Here is a 15,145-nt window from a genome sequence, read left to right as displayed (position 1 = left end):
TCAGTCACCCGATGTATTGACTGACACACCGCATTCGCGAGCAAGCCCGCTCCCACAGGAGATCTCAGTCCAGCCGGAATCGTGCGGTGTTGTCACTTAGGGCCTGGCTGCCCTGCTCAAGGTCTCCGAACGACGAAGACCAAAATGTGGGAGCTGGCTTGCCTGCGATAGCGCCGGGTCAGGCGGCATCTTTATCAGCAACGCTGCCGCCATCGCAGGCAAGCCAGCTCCCACAGGGAATCATTCCAGTCGGAATCTTGCGGTGTTGTCGCTTAGGGCCTGGCTGCCCTTGCTCAGGGTGTCTGCCGCACGGTTCACCGCTCGCGCACCGTCAAGCAAGCGCCCCGCCGCCTGGTCCACTTGCTGGATATTGCCGCTCACTTCGTCCGCCGTCGCGGCCTGTTCTTCGACCGCCGTGGCGATCTGCGCCAGGGTGTCGGTGACGTTCTGCACCGCGCCGGCGATCTCGCCCAGGCGGGTGCCGAGCCCGGTGACCGACGCCGCGTCCGTCAGCGCTTGTTCGCACGCGGCGCCCATCAGGGTGACCGCCTGGCTCACCGTCGCGCGCAGGCTGTCCACCGTGCCGGCGATCTGCGCGGTGGAGGCCTGGGTGCGTTGCGACAGGCTGCGCACTTCATCCGCGACCACGGCGAAGCCGCGGCCCTGCTCCCCCGCACGGGCGGCTTCGATGGCCGCGTTGAGCGCCAGCAGGTTGGTCTGCTCGGCGATGCCGCGAATGGTGTCCACCACCGATTGAATCTGCTGGCCCTGCTGGCTGACTTGCTCCAGGGCGTTGGCGGTGTCCGTCAGGCGCCCGTTGAGTTGCTGGATGCTGGCCGTGGTGCGCTGGCTGTCGCGGCTGCTGTCTTCGGCGATGCGCCGGGTCTGCTGGGCGCTGCCCGACGCTTGTTCGCAACTGCGGGCAACGCCCAGGGAGGTCGCGGCCAGTTGGGTGGCAGCGGCGGCAATCTGGCTGATTTGTTGTTGCTGGTCTTCGACTTCGTTGAGGGTGCTGCCCGATTGCGAGTTAAGGGTGAGCACCGCCGAGCCCAGCTGCTGCGTTTCGTGATTGACCCCCAGCAAGCTGGTGCGCAACTGCACCACCGCGACATTCAGCGCCGTGCTGATGGCCGCCAGTTCGTCACGCCCTTGCACCGCCACTTCCACACAGAGATTGCCGTCACGCAGCGACTCCGCCAGCGTGGTGATGCCACTGGCGCTGCGGCGAATCGAGGCTTGCAGGCACATGAACAGGTACAACGCCGCCAACGCCAACAGGCTGAACGTCGCGGCCACGGGCACGATCTGCTGGAGGGAACGATCGTGGTAGTGGCCGAGGCGCGCGTCCAGGGAGGTCAGCGACTGGTTGCGCAGCGCGCCCAGGCTGCCGAGCATGGCATCGACACTGCCTTCGAAGGCCGTCGTGTCGAGTTTGATGCTGCCGCCGAACACGCCGTCGTCGAGGACGTTGAGCTGGTTGTCGAGGGTTTGCAGGCTGTTGTCATACTGCACAGTCCACGCTTCCATGCCCGCGTACTGCTTGGCCTTGAGCGACGCGGCGGCCTTGACCAACTGCTCGCGCGCATCGCCGATGCGGCCGCGCAGGTCACGCATCTGCAAGCGGCTCTGCAAGGTGAACTGCCCGGACGCGATGGAAGATTGCCCCACACTGGCCATGCGCCCGACGCGCTCGATCAGGTCGGGGGTGTGCTGGGTGGATATCTGCATCAGCAGGTAGGTTTCCAGCCAGGGATCGAGGATCAGGCCGGTGTCCAGCGTCACTTGTTCGCGCAAGGTCTGCATGGCGGTCAGGGCCGAGGTGAAGCGGTCATAACCGTCCGGCCACCAACCCACGGTGCGCAGGGATTGGGCATCCATGCCCTTGATCGTGGCCTGCAACGCCTCGAAGCGCGCGAGGATGTCGGCGCTGGCGTGCTGGGCGTTCAGTGAGTCGCCCAGGGTTTGCAGGCTTTGCAACAGCAGCGGGTAATTGGCATCGACCTTGTCCATCGCCGCCTTCGCCGCCGGGGTTGGTGCGTGCAGGATGTCGGCGGCTTTCCAGCGCGCGGCCAGGTTGCGCTGGGCGGTCAATTGGCTGTCCAGTGCATCCAGGGCCAGCAGTTGGCGAACGCCGGATTGCTCGCTGGAGATCACCGCCAATTTGGCGCGATAGTCCTGCCCGATCATCCACAGGCTGCCAGCCAGGGGCAGCATGAACAGGAGGAACAGGATCTGGAACTTGCGCGCAAAACCAAAACGGCCGAGCAGGCGGATACCGGGTGATAAAAGGCTGTGCATGTCCGACCACTCCCCAAAACGACCCATGCGGTGCACCGCTGGGCGAAGCCTTGAAATGACTAACGGCAAAACGCCATGTCATTGATTAGCTTGGCTCTAGCAAGATACGGGCCGGGGGCAGGACGTAGGAAGCAGGCGGGGTGGCCCGCGAAAAGCGCACAGGCGACGCCCTGATTTGGGGCGAAAACACTCAACACCATGCCCCGATCTGTAACCATTGGCGCAAATCGAACAAACACTACCCATCAAATGTGGGAGCGGGCTTGCTCGCGAAAGCGGTGGATCAATCAGCACACCTGCAACTGACACACTGCCTTCGCGAGCAAGCCCGCTCCCACATTTTGGACTTCATCAGGCCCGCTTACTCTGGGGCCTTGGCGAGCATGTACCGGCTGAAATTGTTGATGTGATCATCCAGATTATCCTCAAGCATCATCCGGTACTGATCGCAGAAATACTTCAACATCGCCTCCCGCGCCTCGGCCATTTCCGCGCCGGACTTGAAGTTGCGCGCACTGGCCCAGGCATTGAAGCGGGTGGTGCCAAACATCATCGAGGCGCTGACCTGGCCGAGGTTTTCCTCAGCCTTGAGCTGCGCGTTGGACAGTTCGATGTGCGCGTCTGCGCGGTCATAAAAAGCTTGGTCGGTGGCGTCTGCCATTACGGTAATCCTTAGTGAATAACGGTGTGTCAGGCCAGCAGCGCGGTAATCCAGCGGGCCTGTTGGGCGATCTCTTGCAGCGTGGTCTCGGGCACTGCCTGGCGCGCCTGCTCAAGGCTGGCCAGGGTCTTCTGCTTCTGGTGCAGCATGCGTTGCCATTTGGCCAGGAATTGCGGGCTGCGCGCCTGCATTTGCAACGGGCCAAAATACAGCTGCTCAGCGCTGTACAGCACGGGTGCGCTGCGCTCGGCAACGATGATTTCGTAGTAGAAACGGTTTTCGTGCAGCAGCTCTTCGGTGAGGATGGCGTAGCCGTTGTCCATCAGCCATTGGCGCAGCGGTTGCTCGCCGCCGTTGGGTTGCAGGATCAGGCGCTCGTGGCCGCTGAGGTGCGCCTTGCCGCTGTCGAGGATGTCGCGGATGGTCTCGCCGCCCATGCCGCAGATGCTGATGGCGCTGATGTGGTCTTGCGCTTCGATGGCCGCCAAGCCGTTGGCCAGCCGTACCGTGATGTGCTGCTCCAGGCCGTTGTCACGCACCGTGCGTTGGGCGGCATGAAACGGCGTGGTCGCCACTTCGCCGGCCACCGCCGCGCTGATCGCGCCCCGGCGCAGCAAGGCCACCGGCAAGTAGCCGTGGTCGGAGCCGATATCGGCCAGGCGCGCGCCCAGGGGCACGTTGGCCGCCACGCGCTCCAGGCGCGCGGATAAAGTGTGTTGGTTCAACTGCCCTACTCTCCCGAAAAACGATCGCGGCTATTGGTCAAGTGCAGCACCATGGCAGCGCGTGCGGCGTCCGGGTCCTGGCGCTTGATCGCGTTGAAGATCGCCTCATGCTCCTGGTGCGCCAGTTGCCCCAATTGGGCGAAATCCGCGCCACCGCGCTCGGTGGCTTTGACCTGCGTGCGCGGAATCATCGCCGTGCCCAGGTGCAGCATGATTTCGCTGAAGAAGGTATTGCCGGTGGCTTCGGCGATCAACTGGTGGAAGCGTTTGTCTGCTTCCACGCAACTGTCGTTGTTGGCCAGGGAGGCCTGGTAGTCGCCCAGCACCTCGCGCATGCGCGCCAGTTGCGCGTCGCTGCGGCGTTGGGCGGCGAGTGCCACGGCCTGCACCTCCAGGCCCAGGCGCAACTCCAGCATGCTGCGCACGCTGGCGAGCGTGTCCACATGCAGGCGCAGCCCGGACTGCGCTTGCGGCGCCAGTACAAAGGTGCCGATGCCGTGACGCGTCTCCACCAACCCCGACGCTTGCAACTTGGACAGCGCCTCGCGCACCACCGTACGGCTGACACCGTGCTCGGCCACGATGGTGGATTCGGACGGCAGTTTTTCACCGGGCTGCAACTGCCCGAGCAGGATGCGCTGGGTCAGCGCTTCAACCACACCCTGGGCGAGGTTGCTGGAGCGTTTGCGCACGGGGGGCGCGCTTTCTATGGGCATCGTTACGGGTCCACGGCTTGGCTGGGAGGAAGCTTAACACCCTGCCCAGCGGGGACGCTGTGTTGATTGAAAAAGCGACCTGCTTGTATGACAACCAACCTTAAAGCCATCCACGCCGGCTTTCATACCTAGGGTCCACCGACGGTGCTCCCGCCTGCTAAAATCCGATAAAACCCTAATAAAAACAGGACAAATAACCAAAACAAGCACTCCTACCCTGGCCTTATAAGAACAAAATAGCCCACCACCGCATTGCAGATCGCAGAAATCCACTTGTATGATGTCTATCAACAAGACACGCAAACCCGCATAAAAATAATCAGGGGGAGTTTTGAATTGTGAACAATTCAAACCATGCATCTGCCACACCCGAAAATGATTCCACCCTCACGCGCGCCGTGAGCAAAGTGAAGGGCCATGTGCTCCCACTGTTCGTGGTCATGTTCATCCTCAACTACATCGACCGGGTCAATATCGGCTTTGTGCGCACGCACATGGAACACGACCTGGGCATCGGCGCGGCGGCGTATGGCTTCGGTGCCGGGTTGTTCTTCATTGGCTACGCGCTGTTCGAAGTGCCTTCCAACATGTTGCTGCAAAAGGTCGGCGCACGGATCTGGCTGACCCGCATCATGTTCACCTGGGGCATCGTCGCCACGCTGATGGCGTTCATCCAGAACGAAACCCACTTCTATATCCTGCGCTTCCTGCTGGGCGTGGCCGAGGCGGGTTTCTTCCCCGGCGTGATCTACTACTTCACCCGCTGGCTGCCCGCTGCCGAGCGCGGCAAGGCCATCGCGATCTTCCTCAGTGGATCGGCGGTTGCATCGCTGATTTCCGGGCCGCTGTCGGGGGCGCTGTTGCAGATCGAAGGCTTCGGCTTGCACGGTTGGCAGTGGATGTTTGCCATCGAAGGCCTGGCGTCAGTGGCGCTGGGTTTTTTTGTGTGGTTCTGGCTGGACTCCAAGCCCCACGACGCCCAATGGTTGAGCCGCGAGGAACAGGACGCGCTGGTCAACGCCATCGACCGCGAACAGCGCGAGCGTGAAGCGCTGACCACGGTCAAGCCGACCCTCGGCAAGCTGCTCAAGGATCGCCAGATCCTGCTGTTCTGCGCCCTGTATTTCTGCATCCAACTGACGATCTACGCCGCCACGTTCTGGCTGCCGAGCATCATCAAGAAGATGGGTGACCTGAGTGATGTGCAGGTGGGTTTCTTCAACTCGATCCCGTGGCTGATCTCGATCATTGCCATGTACGCCTTCGCGTCGCTGTCGGGCAAGTTCAAGTTCCAGCAGGCCTGGGTCGCGGCGGCGTTGTTGATTGCGGCGGCAGGCATGTTCATGTCCACCACCGGCGGGCCGGTGTTTGCCTTTGTGGCGATCTGCTTTGCGGCCATCGGCTTCAAGTCGGCGTCGTCGCTGTTCTGGCCGATCCCCCAGGGCTACCTGGATGTGCGCATCGCTGCGGCGGTGATCGCGCTGATTAACTCCATCGGCAACCTGGGCGGCTTTGTGGCGCCGACCACCTTTGGCTTCCTGGAACAAACCACCGGCTCGATCCAGGGCGGCCTCTACGGCCTGGCCGGCACTTCGGTGCTTGCCGCGATCCTGGTGTTTTTTGCCAAGACTTCGCCCTCTGCCGTGCTGACGGCGCCAAGCGCCGTGCCCACGGGCGCTGCCATCAGCAAACCTCTCTGAATCTGAATAGGAACCTGCCATGAACACGCCTGTCATCACACACTTTCAAGTCATTCCCGTCGCCGGCCATGACAGCATGCTGCTCAACCTCAGCGGCGCCCACGGCCCGTATTTCACGCGCAATATCGTCATTCTCAAGGACAGCAGCGGCCACACCGGCGTCGGCGAAGTGCCCGGCGGCGAACGCATCCGTGAAACCCTGGAAGACGCGCGCAGCCTGGTAATCGGCCAGCCCATCGGCCAGTACCAGCGCATCCTCAACCAGATGCGCAGCACCTTTGCCTCCCGGGACTCGGCCGGGCGCGGCCTGCAGACCTTTGACCTGCGCATCACCATTCATGCCGTCACCGCCATGGAGGCGGCGTTGCTCGACCTGCTCGGCCAGTTCCTCGAAGTGCCCGTGGCCGCCTTGCTCGGCGAAGGGCAGCAGCGCGATGCAGTAAAAATGCTCGGCTATCTGTTCTACGTCGGCGACCGCAACGCCACCGACCTGTCCTACCGCAACGAAGCGGATGCCGATGACGACTGGTTCCGCCTGCGCCACGAAAAGGCGCTGACCAGCGACGCCGTGGTGCGCCTGGCCGAAGCCGCCAAGGCCAAGTACGGCTTCAACGACTTCAAACTCAAAGGCGGCGTGTTGAGCGGCGACGCCGAAATCGAAGCCGTCACCGCCCTGGCCGAGCGCTTCCCCGATGCGCGCATCACCCTCGACCCCAACGGTGCCTGGTCATTGAAAGAAGCCATCCGCCTATGCCGCGACCAGCACCACGTGCTCGCCTACGCCGAAGACCCGTGCGGCGCAGAAAACGGCTATTCCGGCCGCGAAGTCATGGCCGAATTCCGCCGCGCCACCGGCCTGAAAACCGCCACCAACATGATCGCCACCGACTGGCGCGAGATGGGCCACGCGATCCAGTTGCAATCGGTGGACATCCCACTGGCCGACCCGCACTTCTGGACGATGCAGGGCTCGGTGCGTGTCGCGCAGATGTGCCATGAATGGGGCCTGACCTGGGGCTCGCACTCCAACAACCACTTCGATATTTCCCTGGCGATGTTCACCCAGGTCGCCGCCGCTGCGCCGGGCGACATCACCGCCATCGACACCCACTGGATCTGGCAGGACGGCCAGCGCCTGACCCGGGAACCGCTGAAAATCGAAGGCGGCTATGTGAAGGTGCCGAGCAAGCCAGGGCTGGGGGTGGACATCGACATGGACGCCGTGGCCAAGGCCCATGAGCTGTACAAAGGCATGGGCCTTGGGGCGCGGGATGACAGCGTAGCGATGCAGTTTTTGATACCGGGATGGACGTTCAACAACAAGCAGCCGTGTCTGGTGCGGTAACCCTCCCTGAGAACAACGCTGCACCCTGGGGGAACTGGCTTGTGTGGGAGCTGGCTTGCCTGCGATGCGGGCACCTCGGTCCACCAGCAATACAGAGGCGATGCTATCGCAGGCAAGCCAGCTCCCACAGTTGATCTTCGTATGATCACACCCTTGCTTTGCGTAGAATGCGGCGCCTCATCATCAGGACCGTCTCAACCCAGGAGGGGTAACGCATGCAACCCGACACCACGATCAAAAAACTCAAGCTCAAGGACCAACTGCGTACAGAGCCTTCCAAGGCCTGGGCGCCGGTAGAACAAGCCCTCGCTTATCTTGCGCTGATGACCCCCATCCTGTTGTTGGCCGAGTACTTTGGCATCACCGACGCGTTCAAGATGAACTTGCTCGTTGGCGGCGCCATAGGTGCAGTCATAGGCTCGACGTTCAACTTCTTCAGCAGCATGGCCCTGTCCCAATGGACCGTGCCCGGCCAGGTCGATCCAGAGGCTGTGCGCAGCGCCATCCTCGCCCTGAAATACGTCGAAAGACAGCTCGGTGTGTATCAGCCGAAGAGGCCGCTGTTCAGCCTGTTTCATCGCTACAGGTCCGAGCGCATAACCCTGCAGGCCATGGGCGGTAATACGCTCATCAGCGGCCCTTACAAACAGCTGAAACTGCTCTCGGCCTTCATGCTCCCCGACGCGCAATCCCCAGCATCCGATCACACGCCGCCCACAGTGCAAAGCTGATAGGTTGTCGAAGATTAACGGCGCTCAGGACATGAAATTTCGCATCAACTTGAACAGATTGCCGGGCTTGAGCCAGCGTGTGCCTGCTTGATCACTGCGGCCCACGCTGAAGTCCATGACGTTACGGTTGGGTACCTCGCGGCCAAGGGTCGGCGGCGCCTGATCGTCAGAGCGAGCGGCTGGCTCGATCAACCTGCCGGTCGTTTTGTCCAGCATATAGCCGGCGGCTTTGCCTTTTTCGGTTAGCGTCCAAACACCGTCGACGTTCGTCACATGCGCTTCGAAAGGAGGGAGTTTTACGTTCCTGTGGGTGGTAACCACAACATTGTCGTTGATGCTGATGGACTTGTAGGACGCAAACTTGCTGTCGAGTGAGGTTTGCGCGGCGCCTTCTGCGGAAAACTTGATCACCATCTGCTCAAGAAAAGCCAGGTCACTGGTATTTTTCAGCGCCCCGTGACCAGGATCGAGAAAGTGCCGTAGAAAGCCCTGGTCGATAAGCGTGCTGCTGATCGCCGACCCATTCAAGATGCGTGAAGCGGTGGCTGCATCCTCTGCCTGGAAGTCTACCGTAACCATGTACCCCTCCAGGTCGTAACCCTTGCCGTTGTTGGCATTCAGGAGCTGGCGGCCATCGTTGTGATGGCGATAGTCACCCAGCAAACCGGCCACGTTATCGACATTGCGCAAATCTGCACCTTGCGCCTGCGCATACGCGTACATTTGCGACAGTAATTCACGATCATCTCGGGTGAGAAAATCATAAGCACTTTGACTCATGTTGAGCATGGTCATTGGAGCTTTGGCAACTGGGGGCTCGATACCGAGAAACAAGCGGGAGACCATGATCTCCCGTCCACTGGCAGAGACATTGGCAGTATTTGCAGTGCCAGACACGGCTGAAGCTTGCAGCTCTTTCCACGCGGCGCGCCGCTCGTTGATGGTAAAGGAGCCCCCCTCATCGTGGGCAATCAGGTTCAGTTGGTCGCGCGCGAGGCCTTTGAACGGATTGCTATCAGCGCCGTCGATGAAGCCGCTAGCTTGCCGAGCCCGGGCTAGAAGCTCCGCCCCCTCGAAATCAGATTGTGCTTTGTTGGCGAGAAAGGCTTTTGCGGCAAGTGTGCCGCGCGCGCCCTGATGAGTGTCGCGGGCTTCAGCCCGTTCTGCCGCCTCGCTAAGTTGGCGGGCCAGCGCTGACAAAGTGCTGACCGTACCAGTGTCTACCTCGGTGTTTGAGGCATTGCTTTCAGCGTCCATAGGCATAGGCGTGCGGGCAGTACTAGAGGGAACGCTTGCCAAGCGACTGTCAGCTAAATAAAACCGCGTAACAATAGTATTCATAAATATCCTCCATGCCCCATACATACACACGAGAACTTAAAGCAACCAACTAATAGCTATAGTGATAAGTCACCGAATCAGTACCGGCTGGATAAGCAAGTCGCGTTCCACCATCCTTCACATGATGTTTTATCGTGACCGATGCGCCACTACCGAATGGCAGATCATCGAAATCATGCAACGTACCCGACATACTCGGCCAGATCGGCCTGCAGTTGTTTTCCAGGCCCTGGAAGGGACGGAAATAGCAAAGCTCTACTTTCTCGTCGAGCGTTTGAGGATAGGAGGTTGTGCGCCACTCGATACCCCGCAACTTCATCGAACGTCCGGCTGTCGCATCCGGAAAATCCGTATTGCGCAGACCAAAAAAAGATAAGCCCGTACCACCAATTGATATCACGGTAATAACATCCGGCGCATCGGTCTTAGTGATCGTCGCGTCCACCGCATAAACTGCACCATTGAAGGACAACAACGCAGCCACTAGAAAACCAAGCCGGTACTTGTACGGATAAACCATTAGCCTCTTCATGACTATCACCTTAGCGTCAGGAGTTAATACACAAGAATCAAATCAATCAAACTGTAAGATCCACACCACCACTCTTGCACGAATTAACAACCACCAACACCCACCCACTTCCTAAAATAACGAACGACAACTCCGTCATACTTAAAAGTAGGATCACGCCAGAAACTTCCTAGTCCCCTGCCCCCTCTACCAAAGCCACCGATTTCCAGTCATGATGCGCGCCTCACTTTCAAGGACGATAACAACAGTGAAAAACGCCCTTTGCGCCTTGCTCTTGATTGGCCTCGCTACACCTGCATTCGCCGACAACACCCCCATCGGTTTCCAGAACATCACCCTCCCCGACGCGCAGAACAACCGCCCGCTGCAGATGGTCGTCTGGTACCCGGCCACCACCCAAGCCACGCCAGAATTGATCCGCGACGATGCTGTGTTCCATGGCGCCCTCGCCGTACCCGATGCGCCCCCGGCCAGGGGCAAACATCCGCTGGTGGTGATGTCCCACGGCAACGGCGGCAATTGGGGCAACCAGGTGTGGCTGGCCAGTGCGCTGGCCCACAAAGGCTACATCGTCGCGGCGGTCAACCACCCCGGCACCACCAGCAAAGACCGCAGCCCTGCAGCCGCTGCGCAATTGTGGCAACGGCCCAAGGACCTGAGCCGCGCCATCGATGCAGTGCTCGCGCAGCCGCAGCGGTTTGGCGCAGTCGCCCCGCAGCGAATTGCTGCCATCGGGCACTCCCTCGGAGGCTGGACCGCGCTGGAGATCGCCGGCGCGCGCTTCGACCCAGCCCTGTTCGCCAAGGATTGCGCGGCCCACGTGCAACTGTCCGGCTGCATCGCCTATCAGAAGATGAACCCCGACAGCGCCCAGATGGCGGCCGACTTGCGCGACAAGCGCGTCACTGCCGTGGTGTCCCTGGACTTGGGCCTGTCACGCGGCATGACCGACGCCAGCCTCGCCGCACTGCCGGTGCCAGTATTGGTGCTGGCGGCAGCAGCGAACGGGCCGGACCTGCCCGCTGAATTGGAGTCTGCGGACCTGGCCAAGCGCCTGCCCAAGGCATCGACGCAGTACCTGAAGATCGACGACGCCACCCACTTCAGCTTTATGGCGATCTGCAAGCCCACGGGCGAGGCGCTGATCGAGGAGAGCTCGCCCGGTGACGGAATGATTTGTCACGATGCCCAGGGCGCGCGACCACGGGAGGTGATCCAGCAGCAGGTTGTAGGATTGATTACCGACTTTCTGGCGCGGCCTGCTGGCAAGTAGCAACAAAGCGGCTTGATCGGCTGGAGGCCCCATGGACAAGACCAACACCACGCCCTTCGCCTACCAAGCCGTCTACCGCTACCTCGTCGAGTTGATCGAGACCGCCCCGGCGCAAGGCGTGCACAAGCTGCCATCCCTGCGCCAACTGGCCCAGCGCCTGGGGGTGTCGGTCTCGACCACCAAGTACGCCTATGCGTTGCTCGAAGATGAAGGACGCATCTGCGCCAAGCCCAAGCAGGGTTACTTCACGCGGTTGATGCCAGCTGTTGCGGTGAATGAAGGCCTGCCCAACCTGCTTGACCAGGTGTTCGCCAGCGCCCGCCAGCCGGGCATGCTGGCCCTGAGCAGCGACGCGCCGGCCATGTTGCTGTCGCTGGAAAACCCAGTGCTGATGATCGAGCGCGAACTGGCTCGCCACTACCCGCGCTCACCCACCCCGCTCTTCCTGCCGTTCGGTGAAGCCGAATTGCGCGCGGCGCTGGCCGAACGCTACACCCGATCCACTGACGACTATTGGCAGGCAGATCAGGTGTACATCGGCGCGGACCTGCACAGCGTGCTGGCATTGTCGCTGCGCGCGCTGAACCTGGAGGGCAGCGTGGCGCTGGTGGAATCACCCTGTTCGTGGGCGATCCTGCGCCAGTTGCAGGCAGCCCGGATCCGCGTGATCGAAATGCCGCTCGACGCCAGCGGGCGCTTTGACCTCGGCGCACTGGGTGACTTGCTCATCCAGGAGCCCATCCGCCTGGCCGTGCTGTCCTCGACGGTGAACACACCCCACGGCAGCGTGACGCCGGCCGAGGACAAACAACAGATCTGTCGCTGGCTGGCGCAACGGGCGGTCTGGCTGTTCGAAAACGACACGTACGGCGAGCTGTACTTCGCCGCGCAACCGCCCCGTTACCGCGACTTTTCCGACCCGCAGAAGCTGCTGGTGTTCTCCACCTTCGACAAGGTCATCGGCGCGGAAGCGCCCTACGGTTATGTGCTGTGTCGCGGGCACGCGGCGCAACTGCAGCAGCAGTTCCGGGAGCGGGCCTTCCGCCTCTCGCCGAGCCGCCAGAAAGCCATCGCCAAACTGTTCAGCACCCGGCGCTTCGACCTGCATCTGCAGGCACTGCGCGCTCTGCTGAAGGAGCGCATGACGCGCCTGCACAACCTGCTGGATGAACACAGCGCGGGCCAGTTCCACGTGATCCCCGCGCAAGGCGGCGCGTGTTTCTGGCTGGAGGCCAGGCATCCGACGGACATGCGCCAAGTGTTCGAACGCCTGCTGGCCCAGCACATCGTCATCGCCCCGGGGGAACTGTTCAGTCAGCAAGGCGCTTGGAAACATCACCTGCGCCTGAGCTTCACCCTCGACTGGAGCAAGGATATCGCCCGCGCCGTGCAGCACCTGGCCCAGGCCCTCCGTCATAGCCCATAGCAATGCCGCGCCTCGGGGAAACGACCATGGCGCACGTCGTCGGCATAGCGCGCGCAGGCATCGCGGATCACCGCGCCCACATCGGCGTACTGTTTGACGAAGCGCGGCACCCGCTCGCCGCCCAGGCCCAGCAGATCTTCAGTGACCAGCACCTGGCCGTCGCAGGCCGGCGAAGCGCCGATGCCGATGGTGGGCATTGGCGAGTCGAGGGTGATCTGCCGCGCCACGCCTTCGGCGACCCCTTCCAGCAGCAGGCTGAAGGCCCCGGCCTGCAGATTGGCGCGCGCATCCTCGGCAATCACCGCCCCCGTCTCGGCCGTGAGGCCCTGGGCCTTGAACCCGCCCATCACATTGACGAACTGCGGCATCAACCCCACATGGGCCATCACCGGAATGCCGCGTGCCACGAGGAACTCGACGGTGCCTGCCAACGCCTGGTTGGCTTCCAGCTTGACCGCATCGCACCCCGTGCGCGCCAGCACCTGGGCGCAATTGCGAAAGGCTTGCTCGTTGGATTCCTGATAACTGCCAAACGGCATGTCGGCGATGACACAGGCCAGGCGCGTGCTATCGACCACGGCACGGGTGTGGCCGATGATTTCTTCGAGCTGCATGCTCAGGGTCGATGGCCGGCCGTAACCGACCATGGCCGTGGAGTCGCCGATCAGGATGAAGTCCACCAGCGGGTCGATCAGTGTGGCGATGGCGCTGGAATAGGCGGTCAAGGAGACGATTTTCTGCTGGCCCTTCATCGCCACCAATTGCGGGACGGTCATGCGTTTGGTGCGGGTGTGGATGCTCATCGATGTCTTCCGTTTGCGCTGGGGATTCAGGCGTTACGGGGCCCGATTATTGGCGAAACCAGAGGCGATTCAATGCACAGATCGGCGCTAAAAACCGACCCAGGGAAACAGCCACGGATTTTTAAGCTGGTATCATTCGCGCCTTCACCCGCCGGATAAAACCCCATGAATCGTCAGAAAAAACTGCAACAACTGTTCAAGGCCAAAGCCAAGAAAGCCAGCGCCAAACTGGCGCCAAAATCCAAGGACAAATACATCAGCAAAGCCGACCGCCTGAAGCTGGCCGAAGAAGCCGGCCCAGTTACGGAACAAGAGTGACCCAAGCCGCTGCGCCGCGCCTTGTTATAGGGGGGTGGGGTATGCAATGATCGCCTCCTTCATAGGTAGGGGGGGTATCTCCATGGGCCACGTATCGGCAAACAAAGACAGCTTGATCAAACGCGTAAAACGCATCGCTGGGCAGATCCAGGCCCTTGAGCGCGAGCTGGAAGCGGACGCCGACTGCGCCAAGACCCTGCACCTGGTCGCCGCCACACGTGGCGCGATCAACGGCCTGATGGAAGAAATCATCGAAGACCACGCCAGGGCGCATGTGGCCGACCCGGCCCTCTCCGAGGAAGCGCGCAGCAAGGGCGTCGAAGAGCTGCTTGAAGCCATTCGGCGCTACTCCAAATGAGCCTCGCTCATCGCCATACCCACGAGCATGTGTTCCTCAGCGCCTCCCACGATGAAAATGCCCGGCGCACCCTGTGGGTGGTGATGTTGACGGTCGCCATGATGGTCGTGGAAATCGCTGCCGGCGCACTCACCGGCTCCATGGCCCTGCTCGCCGACGGTTTTCACATGGCCACCCATGCCGGCGCCTTGGGCATCGCCGCCGCCGCGTACGCCTATGCCAAACGGCATGCGCACAGCCCGCGCTACAGCTTTGGCACGGGCAAGGTCGGCGACCTCGGCGGCTTTGCCTCGGCGCTGATCCTGGCGGTGGTGTCGCTGGGGATTGGCGTGGAGTCGGTGATGCGCCTGCTCGACCCTGCCGAGGTGCAATTCGGCACCGCCACCCTGATCGCCGTGGTCGGCCTGGTGGTCAATATCGTCAGTGCGCTGCTCCTGGGCCACGGCCATAGCCACGAGCATGAGCACGACCATCACCACGGCCACGACAACAATCTGCGCTCTGCCTATGTACACGTCATCGCCGACGCCCTGACCTCCGTGCTCGCGATTGCCGCGTTGCTGGCCGGGCGTTACCTGGGCTGGGTGTGGCTGGACCCGGTGATGGGCATTGTCGGCGCCATCGTCATTGCGCGCTGGGCCTGGAGCCTGATGGGTGTGACCGCTGGCGTGCTGCTGGACCGCACCGACGAGCACGTCGCCGCTGAGATCCGCGAGTTGGTTGAACAACCTGGCGACGCACGGATCACCGACTTGCACGTCTGGCGCGTAGGGCCAGACGCCCATGCGGCGATTGTCAGCGTGGTGGGCGCTGCGACGACGGATGCCGAGGGCATTCGCGAACGTCTCAAGCCGGTCCACGAAGTGAGCCATCTCACCGTCGAGTTTCGCGCCGTGTAACAACGGCCACTTATTCCAA

General features: G+C 61.8%; 15 protein-coding genes. 8 read left to right on the top strand and 7 right to left on the bottom strand.

The features are described 5' to 3' along the window. Window positions 1-240: 240 nt before the first annotated feature. From NUV89_RS29940 to NUV89_RS11870, 4 genes are all read right to left on the bottom strand, one after another. Window positions 241-1,248, bottom strand: a complete 1,008-nt coding sequence (locus tag NUV89_RS29940) for a methyl-accepting chemotaxis protein (RefSeq protein WP_374684489.1) — start codon at window positions 1,246-1,248, stop codon at window positions 241-243. A 1,411-nt stretch (window positions 1,249-2,659) separates the two neighbouring features. Further along, window positions 2,660-2,959: a DUF3144 domain-containing protein gene (locus NUV89_RS11880; RefSeq protein WP_257781452.1), complete on the bottom strand. Its 300-nt coding sequence runs from the start codon at window positions 2,957-2,959 to the stop codon at window positions 2,660-2,662. A gap of 29 nt (window positions 2,960-2,988) precedes the next feature. Next, window positions 2,989-3,684, bottom strand: coding sequence for a tRNA (adenine(22)-N(1))-methyltransferase TrmK (locus NUV89_RS11875; RefSeq protein WP_257781451.1), 696 nt, complete (start codon window positions 3,682-3,684; stop codon window positions 2,989-2,991). Between the two features lie 5 nt (window positions 3,685-3,689). Further along, a complete protein-coding gene (locus NUV89_RS11870; RefSeq protein ID WP_257781450.1) occupies window positions 3,690-4,400 on the bottom strand; it encodes a FadR/GntR family transcriptional regulator in 711 nt (236 codons plus the stop codon). Window positions 4,401-4,738: 338 nt separating this feature from the next. On the opposite strand from NUV89_RS11870, the gene NUV89_RS11865 reads away from it, so the two are divergent. From NUV89_RS11865 to NUV89_RS11855, 3 genes are all read left to right on the top strand, one after another. Further along, window positions 4,739-6,100 carry an MFS transporter gene (locus NUV89_RS11865; RefSeq protein ID WP_257781449.1) on the top strand — a complete coding sequence of 454 codons (1,362 nt, stop codon included), beginning with the start codon at window positions 4,739-4,741 and terminating at the stop codon, window positions 6,098-6,100. 19 nt (window positions 6,101-6,119) lie between these two features. Then, on the top strand, window positions 6,120-7,445 hold the full coding sequence (gene gudD / locus NUV89_RS11860) for a glucarate dehydratase (protein WP_257781448.1): 1,326 nt from the start codon (window positions 6,120-6,122) through the stop codon (window positions 7,443-7,445). Window positions 7,446-7,660: 215 nt separating this feature from the next. After that, entirely contained in the window at window positions 7,661-8,176 is a 516-nt protein-coding gene (locus NUV89_RS11855; protein WP_257781447.1) for a hypothetical protein, read from the top strand. A 24-nt stretch (window positions 8,177-8,200) separates the two neighbouring features. On the opposite strand, the gene NUV89_RS11850 is transcribed toward NUV89_RS11855, so the two are convergent. Together NUV89_RS11850 and NUV89_RS11845 are read right to left on the bottom strand one after the other, a co-directional pair. Then, window positions 8,201-9,517 carry a hypothetical protein gene (locus NUV89_RS11850; protein ID WP_257781446.1) on the bottom strand — a complete coding sequence of 439 codons (1,317 nt, stop codon included), beginning with the start codon at window positions 9,515-9,517 and terminating at the stop codon, window positions 8,201-8,203. Window positions 9,518-9,566: 49 nt separating this feature from the next. Then, on the bottom strand, window positions 9,567-10,037 hold the full coding sequence (locus tag NUV89_RS11845; RefSeq protein ID WP_257781445.1) for a hypothetical protein: 471 nt from the start codon (window positions 10,035-10,037) through the stop codon (window positions 9,567-9,569). Between the two features lie 259 nt (window positions 10,038-10,296). On the opposite strand from NUV89_RS11845, the gene NUV89_RS11840 reads away from it, so the two are divergent. Next, a complete protein-coding gene (locus NUV89_RS11840) occupies window positions 10,297-11,322 on the top strand; it encodes an alpha/beta fold hydrolase (protein WP_257781444.1) in 1,026 nt (341 codons plus the stop codon). 31 nt (window positions 11,323-11,353) lie between these two features. Beyond that, window positions 11,354-12,748 (top strand): PLP-dependent aminotransferase family protein, encoded by a 1,395-nt coding sequence (locus NUV89_RS11835; RefSeq protein ID WP_257781443.1) that lies wholly within the window; start codon window positions 11,354-11,356, stop codon window positions 12,746-12,748. Here the strand turns inward: NUV89_RS11835 and panB are convergent. Then, on the bottom strand, window positions 12,736-13,551 hold the full coding sequence (gene panB, locus NUV89_RS11830) for a 3-methyl-2-oxobutanoate hydroxymethyltransferase (RefSeq protein ID WP_257781442.1): 816 nt from the start codon (window positions 13,549-13,551) through the stop codon (window positions 12,736-12,738). The two genes, NUV89_RS11835 and panB, sit on opposite strands and share 13 nt — an antisense overlap. Before the next feature lie 165 nt (window positions 13,552-13,716). Here panB and NUV89_RS11825 point away from each other — a divergent pair, with 165 nt between their 5' ends. From NUV89_RS11825 to dmeF, 3 genes are all read left to right on the top strand, one after another. Then, window positions 13,717-13,869, top strand: a complete 153-nt coding sequence (locus NUV89_RS11825) for a DUF2986 domain-containing protein (protein WP_257781441.1) — start codon at window positions 13,717-13,719, stop codon at window positions 13,867-13,869. An 82-nt stretch (window positions 13,870-13,951) separates the two neighbouring features. Beyond that, window positions 13,952-14,227 (top strand): metal/formaldehyde-sensitive transcriptional repressor, encoded by a 276-nt coding sequence (locus NUV89_RS11820; protein WP_017735390.1) that lies wholly within the window; start codon window positions 13,952-13,954, stop codon window positions 14,225-14,227. Next, window positions 14,224-15,126, top strand: coding sequence for a CDF family Co(II)/Ni(II) efflux transporter DmeF (gene dmeF, locus NUV89_RS11815; protein ID WP_257781440.1), 903 nt, complete (start codon window positions 14,224-14,226; stop codon window positions 15,124-15,126). Before NUV89_RS11820 ends, dmeF begins: the two co-directional genes overlap by 4 nt. Window positions 15,127-15,145 lie beyond the last annotated feature (19 nt).

The sequence above is a fragment of the Pseudomonas sp. 18.1.10 genome (assembly GCF_024655625.1).
In the GTDB taxonomy this organism is placed as follows: domain Bacteria; phylum Pseudomonadota; class Gammaproteobacteria; order Pseudomonadales; family Pseudomonadaceae; genus Aquipseudomonas.
Note: the sequence above shows the minus strand (reverse complement) of the source record. Positions and strands in the feature narration are given on the sequence as shown.

Coding starts and splice junctions, on each gene's coding strand:
- NUV89_RS11880 (WP_257781452.1), bottom strand. CDS start 2,959: ATGGCAGACGCCACCGACCAAGCTTTTTATGACCGCGCAGACGCGCAC.
- NUV89_RS11820 (WP_017735390.1), top strand. CDS start 13,952: ATGGGCCACGTATCGGCAAACAAAGACAGCTTGATCAAACGCGTAAAA.
- NUV89_RS11850 (WP_257781446.1), bottom strand. CDS start 9,517: ATGAATACTATTGTTACGCGGTTTTATTTAGCTGACAGTCGCTTGGCA.
- dmeF (WP_257781440.1), top strand. CDS start 14,224: ATGAGCCTCGCTCATCGCCATACCCACGAGCATGTGTTCCTCAGCGCC.
- NUV89_RS11835 (WP_257781443.1), top strand. CDS start 11,354: ATGGACAAGACCAACACCACGCCCTTCGCCTACCAAGCCGTCTACCGC.
- NUV89_RS11825 (WP_257781441.1), top strand. CDS start 13,717: ATGAATCGTCAGAAAAAACTGCAACAACTGTTCAAGGCCAAAGCCAAG.
- panB (WP_257781442.1), bottom strand. CDS start 13,551: ATGAGCATCCACACCCGCACCAAACGCATGACCGTCCCGCAATTGGTG.
- NUV89_RS11855 (WP_257781447.1), top strand. CDS start 7,661: ATGCAACCCGACACCACGATCAAAAAACTCAAGCTCAAGGACCAACTG.
- NUV89_RS11845 (WP_257781445.1), bottom strand. CDS start 10,037: ATGGTTTATCCGTACAAGTACCGGCTTGGTTTTCTAGTGGCTGCGTTG.
- gudD (WP_257781448.1), top strand. CDS start 6,120: ATGAACACGCCTGTCATCACACACTTTCAAGTCATTCCCGTCGCCGGC.
- NUV89_RS29940 (WP_374684489.1), bottom strand. CDS start 1,248: ATGTGCCTGCAAGCCTCGATTCGCCGCAGCGCCAGTGGCATCACCACG.
- NUV89_RS11870 (WP_257781450.1), bottom strand. CDS start 4,400: ATGCCCATAGAAAGCGCGCCCCCCGTGCGCAAACGCTCCAGCAACCTC.